Origin of the sequence: Paenibacillus sp. TAF43_2 (genome assembly GCF_052113545.1) — a bacterium.
Taxonomy (GTDB): Bacteria; Bacillota; Bacilli; order Paenibacillales; family Paenibacillaceae; genus Pristimantibacillus.
Window position 1 is genome coordinate 1 of the sequence record NZ_JBFRDK010000220.1, and the last position, 8,757, is coordinate 8,757.

9 protein-coding genes are annotated in these 8,757 nt (G+C 46.0%); 5 read left to right on the forward strand and 4 right to left on the reverse strand.

Translation table 11 applies throughout. From position 1 onward, the window contains the following. The first annotated feature begins 73 nt into the window (after positions 1 to 73). The 3 genes from AB4Z17_RS29450 (at position 74) to AB4Z17_RS29460 (ending at position 2,620) form a co-directional block, all read left to right on the forward strand. Positions 74 to 1,261, forward strand: a complete 1,188-nt coding sequence (locus tag AB4Z17_RS29450) for a M20 family metallopeptidase (RefSeq protein WP_441963800.1) — start codon at positions 74 to 76, stop codon at positions 1,259 to 1,261. 47 nt (positions 1,262 to 1,308) lie between these two features. Beyond that, entirely contained in the window at positions 1,309 to 2,067 is a 759-nt protein-coding gene (locus AB4Z17_RS29455) for a threonine/serine exporter family protein (RefSeq protein WP_441885909.1), read from the forward strand. Positions 2,068 to 2,143: 76 nt separating this feature from the next. Continuing rightward, positions 2,144 to 2,620, forward strand: coding sequence for a threonine/serine exporter family protein (locus AB4Z17_RS29460; protein ID WP_441909242.1), 477 nt, complete (start codon positions 2,144 to 2,146; stop codon positions 2,618 to 2,620). A 6-nt stretch (positions 2,621 to 2,626) separates the two neighbouring features. Here AB4Z17_RS29460 and AB4Z17_RS29465 read toward each other — a convergent pair whose 3' ends face one another. After that, on the reverse strand, positions 2,627 to 3,478 hold the full coding sequence (locus AB4Z17_RS29465; protein WP_441963802.1) for a lipoate--protein ligase family protein: 852 nt from the start codon (positions 3,476 to 3,478) through the stop codon (positions 2,627 to 2,629). A 174-nt stretch (positions 3,479 to 3,652) separates the two neighbouring features. On the opposite strand from AB4Z17_RS29465, the gene AB4Z17_RS29470 reads away from it, so the two are divergent. Continuing rightward, a complete protein-coding gene (locus tag AB4Z17_RS29470) occupies positions 3,653 to 4,519 on the forward strand; it encodes a helix-turn-helix domain-containing protein (protein WP_441963804.1) in 867 nt (288 codons plus the stop codon). Between the two features lie 102 nt (positions 4,520 to 4,621). Here AB4Z17_RS29470 and AB4Z17_RS29475 read toward each other — a convergent pair whose 3' ends face one another. From AB4Z17_RS29475 to AB4Z17_RS29485, 3 genes are all read right to left on the reverse strand, one after another. After that, the gene (locus tag AB4Z17_RS29475; RefSeq protein WP_076270199.1) at positions 4,622 to 5,344 is read right to left on the reverse strand and encodes a response regulator transcription factor; all 723 of its coding nucleotides are present in this window, start codon (positions 5,342 to 5,344) and stop codon (positions 4,622 to 4,624) included. A gap of 109 nt (positions 5,345 to 5,453) precedes the next feature. Next, positions 5,454 to 7,229: a two-component system histidine kinase PnpS gene (gene pnpS / locus AB4Z17_RS29480; protein WP_441963806.1), complete on the reverse strand. Its 1,776-nt coding sequence runs from the start codon at positions 7,227 to 7,229 to the stop codon at positions 5,454 to 5,456. A gap of 38 nt (positions 7,230 to 7,267) precedes the next feature. Continuing rightward, positions 7,268 to 8,245: a bile acid:sodium symporter family protein gene (locus AB4Z17_RS29485; RefSeq protein ID WP_441963808.1), complete on the reverse strand. Its 978-nt coding sequence runs from the start codon at positions 8,243 to 8,245 to the stop codon at positions 7,268 to 7,270. 115 nt (positions 8,246 to 8,360) lie between these two features. On the opposite strand from AB4Z17_RS29485, the gene AB4Z17_RS29490 reads away from it, so the two are divergent. Then, the coding region (locus tag AB4Z17_RS29490) for a YfbR-like 5'-deoxynucleotidase (RefSeq protein ID WP_441963810.1) at positions 8,361 to 8,757 on the forward strand (397 nt) is incomplete at its 3' end.

Sequence of the window (8,757 nt, forward strand, 5' to 3'; positions counted from 1 at the left end):
ATTTGCAGCTGACCTGTTCCGAACATATAGCCAAATTCAAAGGTTTCACTTCATTTCAGGAGGTAAAAATATAATGACCGATAAAAATCTTATATTTAATGAAATTGATCTATATGCGGATGCTTTTCGCACGGTATCACGATCGGTCGGCAGCCGGCCAGAGCTTGGCCATGAGGAGTTTTTTGCTTCTGAGCTGCTCTGTACGGAGCTTGCAAAATACGGGTTTGAGGTTGAACGTGGTATTTTAGGCATTGAGACATCTTTTATCGGTGTTTATGATACAGGAAACCCTGGTCCGACAGTTGGCTTCTTATGCGAGTATGATGCTCTGCCAGAAATCGGACATGCTTGTGGACATCATCTCATCTGCTCTATGAGCATGGCGGCAGCTGTCGGACTTAAAGCGGTTTTGATAAACAGCGGCATTGGCGGAAAAATTCGCATCTATGGTACGCCAGCTGAGGAAACACGCGGAGCGAAAGTACCAATGGCAGAGGCAGGTTTATTCGATGACTGCGACTTCGCTTTAATGGCGCATCCATACTATACGTTTGAACGTTCAGGCGAATCACTAGCGCTGGATGCTGTGCAGTTTGAATTTCATGGTCTAGCCGCGCATGCAGCTGCAAGTCCATATGAAGGAATTAATGCGCTGGATGCTGTGCTTCAGCTGTTCAATAGCGTTAATGCGCTGCGCCAACAAACACGCAGCGATGCGCGCATTCATKGTATTATTGACAACGGCGGCAAGGCGCCGAACATCATTCCTGATTATGCATCGGCCAAATTTTATGTCCGCTCGGCTTCACGCACTTATACAAACGAGCTCACTGCGAAAGTGCTGCGCTGTGCAGAAGGGGCCGCATTGCAGACGGGCTGCACCGTTACAACAAATCATTTCGAATACTCTTATGACGAGCTGCTTACTAATGAAGCATTGTCCGAGCAGTTCAATATGAATCTGATCGAGGCAGGCATTCGCCCTGAGGATATGGAAATCGGCAAGGATCATGGCTCGCTTGATTTAGGCAACGTCTCCGTTCGCTGTCCAGCTATTCATCCTTACGTCAAGGTGGTACAGGATCGTTTCCTGCTTCATACGGAGGCGTTTCGTGATGCGGCAATGACCGAATATGCGCTGGACGGCATGTTATTTGGTGCCAAAATGCTAGCTGCAACCGCATACGACGTATTTGCCGATCCTGCGCTGCTCGCACGTATTCGCACTGAATTCGAGCATCAAACCAAAAGCAGTAAGTAAGAACAGGATAAAGTACAACTTCGCTCGGAATAGGGAGGCAGGCCGCAATGGATAAAAGCATCATCAATAGCCACGAGATTACACAAATTTGTTTATTGGCCGGCAAAATCATTTTGCAAAACGGCGGCGAAACCTATCGTGTCGAAGATACGATGTCCCGAATTGCAGCTGCTTACGGCATAGAGAACTCCCATAGCTTCGTCACGCCGACCGGTATTATATTTGCCATTGACGGTTCATCCCAGATGACGAAGCTCATTCGTATTTCCGAGCGTTCGACGAATTTGCTTAAGGTATCCTTAGTTAACGATATTTCCAGAAAAATTAGCACCGGCACACTGGCTGCTGGAGATGCACACCGACTTTTGCAGGAAATAGACTCTAACGCTTTCGTGTATCCGGTTTGGATGAAAATCATAGCAGCTGCTATAGCGAGCGGCTGTTTTCTTATCATGTTCCAAGGCAGCTGGCGCGACTTCATCCCTGTTGTGCTCATCAGCGGCATTAGCTTCGGTTTTTCAGTTAAGCTGCATCGAATCGTGCCAATCAAGTTTTTCTCCGAGTTTATTACAGCTTTGCTGATCGGCACCTTGTCCGTGCTGTTTGTACATAAAGGATATGGATTTGACCTCGATAAAATTATTATCGGCTCTGTTATGCCTCTTGTGCCCGGCTTGCATATTACAGCAGCAGTCAGAGACCTGATGGCAGGCCACCTTGTATCAGGGCTTTCGAAGGGAGCAGAAGCTTTTCTCACAGCATTCGCTGTGGGCGCGGGGATCGCCGCGGTGCTCTCGTTTTATTAATCATGCAAAAACGCCTTCGGCGTACTTTAGACGCTGAAGCAGCTTTGACGGTGAAATATAAGATAAGTAATAGAAAATGATATACTTTCTTATATTTCGCAAAATTCGGAGGTGTATTACGTTGTCGATATTAGAACAGCTAGTCACTAGCTTTATAGCTTCAGCAGCCTTCGGCCTCATCTTCAACGTACCGAAGCGAACGCTTGTGCACTGCGGCGTTGTTGGCATGATAGGCTGGTACATTTATATTTCCTGCACAGAGCTGTCGCTGGATACCATTCCTGCGACGCTAATTGCTGCTTTTATCGTAACCGTGGTGAGCCAGCTATTCTCAAAGCTATACAAAACGCCCATAATCGTCTTCAGCGTATCCGGCATTATTCCTTTAGTTCCCGGCGGACTCGCCTACGATGCAATGAGAAACGTCGTGGAAGACAATTATGACATTGCCGTGCAGCTAGCCGTAAAAGCATTCATGCTCTCAGGAGCCATTGCAATTGGGCTTATTTTCTCAGAGGTCGTCAACCAGCTCATCCGTAAAACGGAACGTTAGTGTAATTTATTGAGATGGAATCGCATACCTGGAACGCAATATATTGGCCATTTCTATGATTTGTTCTTTTGTCGGCATCACAAGCTTCGACTCTGCTTCTCTCATACCCGCTTCCGTCTGCTGCGAAGCTATGACTCGTTTGACCGCTTTGACAAAAGCTTCTCCGGCTCCTGCGCCAAGCGGTGTCAATTGCTCCAAACTAGCCGTGCTTTCAGCAGCCACAAGCGGATAATCGTTTTCGTTTTCCCCCTGCGCAGCTTTGTCATAGAAGGATCGAACGAAGCTGGCCCGCTCCTGACCAGATCCATCCGCTACAATAAAGGCTTGTACAATAAAGGCATGCGTCTGCCGACGCTGTGCGATGCCGCAAAATTTATACCCGCCAATGCTCAAATCAAATTCGCCAGGACAATAAGCGCCTTTGACTTCCCCTTTATCTACTTGGCAGCCCGTCTCCTGTAATGCATGACGAATCAGCCCATACATTTTTTCAAAATCATCATGAAAATGAAAAGAGTCCAACGCTTTTTTCGGCATGATGAGCGATATATTAATGACCCCCAAATCAAGCGGTACCGCAGCTCCTCCCGAATTGCGTACAGCAGTAGACCAGCCTTCCGATTGAAGAGCCCTTTCAGCGTCGGCAGCGCCTGGCAATCGGCTGTCGCGCAGTCCCATTACAAATGCTCTTGGGTGACGCCAAATATGGCAAATGGCTGGACCTCCCTGCCCTGTTTTTCTGCAAAGCAGCTCATCAAGCGCAAATGGATATAACACATCTAATTCATCCAGCTCATTCATTCGGTCGAGCAGCAGCACATTTTCCAAACCATAATCCCTTATCAAATCCCGTTCCATATGTCGTCCAGCCCTCTCTGCTATTCCCTTACTCCGTATACTTGCTAAGTTATATCTATTTTAACGATAAATGAGCAATCGCGCATCATTTATACCGCTCCCTTATTGCTAATGGCGAAAGCATTCACTACAATAAGGATATTGTCATGCAGCGCCAAGGGGGTAACATTAGATTTGGAAGCAATAAATGAAAAAGTCGCATACGAAAACCCATTGCTGTCACTGCGCGTTTTTCGCCCCATTCGCAGTCTGGACGGTTATACAAACTGGCATTATCATAAACAGGTTGAGCTGCTGCTCATTCTTGAGGGTGAGCTGGACGTTTACGTCGATGAAGAAAGCTTTCACCTGACTTCTGGCGACATCGTACTTATCGGAGCTTCGGAGCTGCACTCCGATCGCAGCCATAACTTGCTCGATTATATTGTGCTTCAATTCGATCTGGAACCGTTTTTTGATCAAAGCACGATTCCCTATATGCGGTACTTCTCAGAAACCCAAACACCGCTCAGTAAAGCGAATTATATTTTCCAAGAAAACAACACGGCAAAGCAGCAAGCTGTCTCTTACATTCATCAGCTATTGCACGAGACGACACATAAGGAAGCAGGCTACGAGCTGGCAGTCAGCGTTTTAGTCAAGCAAATATTGCTGCTTTTGCTTCGCAACGACAGCCGCAAAGTGTTGATTGAGCAAGATAACTTTGAACGCATTCGCCTGAAACCGGTGCTCGATTATATCGAAAATCATCTGACGGATCGAATCCAAGTTGAAGAGGTTTGCAAGATCGCCAATATGAGCTATTATTACTTCGTAAAATATTTCAAAAAAACGATCGGGCTTTCTTTTACGGAATATGTGAATTATCGCAAGGTGAAGTGGGCTGAACGAATATTGCTGACGAAGGATTTGAGCATATCGGAGGTTGGCGAGCGAATCGGGATGCCGAATATGGCGCATTTCTATAAAATGTTTAAAAAATACAACGACTGCTCGCCTAAGCAATTCCAGCGTAAGATGCTTGTGCTTAACCGGCAATAATCTGCTTATCAACCAAAAATGCCTTCAGCGTCCTTTGGATGCTGAAGCAGCTTTGAGGGAGAATATAAGATAAGTATAAATATTAGAAAAAGCTCGTCTACCCTATAATTTCGGGGTAACGAGCTTTTTTGGCATAACGAGCTTATAACCTACACCACGGATCGATTCGATTTGTACGGATTGCTGACCAAGCTCCAGCTTCTTCCGCAATGAGCTCACATGAACATCAACCGTACGCTGGCCGCCGATATAATCGAAGCCCCACACGACATTCATAAGATCATCCCGCGTAATTACCATGCCTGGACGCTGTACTAAATAAAGCAGAACCTCGAACTCCTTCGGTCTCAGCGGAATCGTATCGCCGTTTAAGATGACCTCATACTTCTCGGGATAGATGGACAAATCACCAGCTGTAATGACTTTCTCTGAAGACTCGATCGGCTTGCTATCATCAAGCTGTGTCCGACGAAGCACCGCGGATACGCGTGCTAGAAGCTCAGCCACGCCAAACGGCTTCGTAATATAATCATCAGCACCATGCTTCAGTCCTTGCACAACCTCTTCTTCCGCATTGCGAGCTGTTAAAATAATGACCGGTGTTCTTACGCCATTTTGGCGAAGACGGTTTAATATTTCAAAGCCGTTCATGCCAGGAAGCATGATATCTAAGATGACCAAATCGAAATTACGCTGCAAAGCTGTCTGCAAGCCTTCCCCGCCATGATCGATAACGGTCGTTTCATAGCCCTCTTGGGTCAAATTATACGACAGAAGCCTTGCTAATGTCGGTTCATCTTCAATGACGAGCACTTTATGCGACATGTTACCTCCAACCTGGCGAATGGCGGCGCCAAAGACGCCGCATCCGCATATTTAGAACGTTTATCTTTAGTTTATCACGGATTCATGAAGAATAGGTAAATCTTTTTTTCTATTGCAGTACAGGCAGCTCGATCGTGAATGTAGACCCTACACCAACATCACTTGTTACTGCAATGGTACCTTTATGAAGCTCAACGAGATGCTTAACGATTGATAATCCAAGCCCTGTACCGCCTGAGCTGCGCGATCGTGCTTTGTCTACGCGATAAAACCGTTCAAATATACGCGGCAGATCCTTTTTCGGAATACCGATGCCGGAATCGCTAATTTGGATACGAATATGATCATCGCCCAAGGCTTCAACCTTTAAGGATACTCTGCCCCCTTCAGGCGTATAGTTGATCCCGTTCGATAATAAATTCATAATGATTTGGCGCAAACGATCCTCATCCGCTTCGACATAAAGTCCCGGCTCAATGTTCATGCTGAGCTCAATTCTTTTGCGTACCGCTTCTGATTCCATCAGCTTAATCGACTTGTGAACGAACGTATCCACTTCTACAGGCGAGAAGACAAGCGGCACTCGCCGTGACTCGATTTTGGACAGCTCCAATATATCTCCGATCAATCGGTTAAGCCGATCTGACTCATCAAATATAATTTGCAAGAAAGAACGTGCTGTTTCCTCATCGTTAACCGCGCCGCCAAGCAGCGTCTCAGCAAAACCTTTTACCGCAGTAATCGGCGTTTTCAGCTCATGGGAGACGTTTGCGACAAATTCACTGCGCATCCTCTCCAGCCTGCGAATAGCTGATACGTCCTGGAGGACAAGCAGCACACCAGAGAAATCATTCCCCTCCGGATGAATCGGCACGAGATTAAGCTCAAGCAGCCTCTCCTCTGGAAAATAAAATGTAATCTCCTCGCGCAGATGCTGTTTGCTTTTAAGACCCTCTTGAATCATTTGCGACAGCTCGTATTGCTGCTTCGCTTCCGCATAATGACGTCCAACAAGCTCGCGTGCCGAGAAGCCGAGCACTTCCTCTGCACGTCTGTTCATCAATACGATTTTTCCATTCAGGTCGATCATGACGATTCCGTTAATCATATTATCGAGAACACTCTCAAGCTGATTCTCATTTTGCTGGATACGCGTCATTTGAATTTGCAAGCTGTCTGCCATCGCATTAATAGCATTTCCAAGCTCACCAATTTCATCTTGCTTCGTCACTTTTACTCTTGCCAAATAATCCATGTTTTTGATGCGCTTGGCAACCTTCGTAATTTGCTCCAGGGGTTTAGTCAGACCAAGTGCAAGGCGGTAGCTAATAAAAGCTGCAATAAGGAAAAGCACAAGCAGTCCTAAGAACAGCATCATCGTCAATTGACGTATGCTTTCATCAACTTCCTTCAAACTCATCGCAAGGCGAATCACATCAGGCGCTTGACCCGGCACCACCGTTACAGGGATAGCGACATACATCATATTTTGTTTAACCGTTTCACTAGCCCGAATCGATCTTCCTGTTCCTGTAGCCAATGCTTCCTTAATTTCGGCACGGTTTAGATGATTGTCCATATCCCGAGGATCTCCATTTGAATCACCTAACACCACACCGTCATTGCGAATAAAGGTTACTCGAGCACCCGCATAACGCTGGAGCTCCTTTGCCTCATTTGTATAATAGTCATATAAGGAGGAAATTTCGCCTGATTTCCAATTCATTTTTGCCGAGATGATCTGCATCTCACGAACCATATTGTCTTCAAGCGCGTTGATATGGTTTTCTTTGAACGTTTTGACCATAAATAATCCTGCTGCACTGACCGATAATGCGATCATCGCAATCATGATGAGCGTCAGCCTAGTGCGGAAGCTGTTCATTAACATTCACTCCTTATGTTTAATCATGCACACATCGTTTATGGTACATGCGTCGCAGTACTTTCGCTACCCTTGTTATTATTAAGTTTTTGTAAAACATAATGGTACACAGTTGCTAAAGGCTGCTGAATAAGAATCGACAACACAACAGGCACAGCAGCTATTGGACTGAAATAACCGAGCGCCAGCACAATGCCAAGAGAAATGTTGCGCATTCCTGTTGCATAGGAAACGGTCACCTGCTGCTCGCGTTTGCGAAGCGGCGCCGTTCCAATGTAGCCGAAGGCGTAACAAGCACTAACCAGCAGCACAACAATCGGAACGAGCAGCAGCATATCCTGCTTCAGCTCTCCTAAATGAGGCGCAATAGCCGATGCATTTAACGCGACAACACCGACGAAACAAAGCTTGGAAAGCGGTGCTGTAAAGGGCTGCACGATGCTTTGAATACGTCCTCGGCTCATTTGATTAAGGGCGACGCCAATGATCGTAGGAAGTACAATAATAACGAGTAAATCAACAATAATAGGTCCTGCCTTCACTTCAACAGCAGAGTCAAAAAACAGATGGATGCCTGCCGGCACAACCAGTGGACTAAGCGCTGAATCGAGCACAACCATGGCTAGCATAAGCGGAACGCTGCCTCCTGACATGCCAACCCAAAGCACGGTAGATACTCCGATTGGTATAAGCGTAAACAAAACGAGGCCCACCACATAAGGCGAATCTGCACCAAATGCGAGCGCCCCAAGTCCATAGGCTACCAGCGGAGATACGACATGAGCGATCAAAAAGGTAAGCCCCATAATGCCCGGCCGCTTCAATACCTCTCGCAATTGTCCTAATCCGCAGCCAATGGCCATCGTTAACGTGACATAGGCAAATAAGTAAGGAACCATTTCAATAAAAGGCTGAAGCTGTGTTGCAAACAGAAAGCCAAGTATCAACGATCCTGGAATAATGATGAACATCCATCTCTCAAATTGCTGGTTAAAAGCTAAACCCCATTCACGCATGATCTTTCCCTCATTTACCTCTTCTAGTCGATTTTGTACATAAGCTATATAATAACATAGACACTCCGCACATGAACGGAAACTCTTGAACTTCGACTGAAAAGGAGCCCGATTTATGAAAAACGGCAAATTCACCAATACGATTATTCGGATGCAATATGTACCTAGATGGAGCGAATATGCTCCACGATTTGAGGATAACGCCTCCGCTCATAGCTTTAGATGTGCTGCATTGTCGATTTTGATTGGAATTATTGAAGAAAAAATATTCAAGCAGCCGTTAGATAAGCTGAAGCTTGTAGGAAGATGCCTATGGGGTGATCTCAAAAACACGGGCACCGGCTCCATTAAGCATGTCACCAAAAAAGAATCACTCGTTATGAATCATATCCGAGAATTCGAAATGGAACTTAGCAAGGAGATTGTCTCGTACCTATCCAAGTCTCTACAGGCTCAAGCTTTCGATTATATCGTCCATGCACAAGATGATTCTCCTATTGGAAGATTAGTTG

What these genes read in the sequence shown, in the direction of transcription:
- AB4Z17_RS29465 (WP_441963802.1), bottom strand. Translation starts at nt 3,478, where the DNA reads ATGGAACGGGATTTGATAAGGGATTATGGTTTGGAAAATGTGCTGCTG.
- pnpS (WP_441963806.1), bottom strand. Translation starts at nt 7,229, where the DNA reads ATGAACAGCTTCCGCACTAGGCTGACGCTCATCATGATTGCGATGATC.
- AB4Z17_RS29485 (WP_441963808.1), bottom strand. Translation starts at nt 8,245, where the DNA reads ATGCGTGAATGGGGTTTAGCTTTTAACCAGCAATTTGAGAGATGGATG.
- AB4Z17_RS29455 (WP_441885909.1), top strand. Translation starts at nt 1,309, where the DNA reads ATGGATAAAAGCATCATCAATAGCCACGAGATTACACAAATTTGTTTA.
- AB4Z17_RS29460 (WP_441909242.1), top strand. Translation starts at nt 2,144, where the DNA reads ATGATATACTTTCTTATATTTCGCAAAATTCGGAGGTGTATTACGTTG.
- AB4Z17_RS29475 (WP_076270199.1), bottom strand. Translation starts at nt 5,344, where the DNA reads ATGTCGCATAAAGTGCTCGTCATTGAAGATGAACCGACATTAGCAAGG.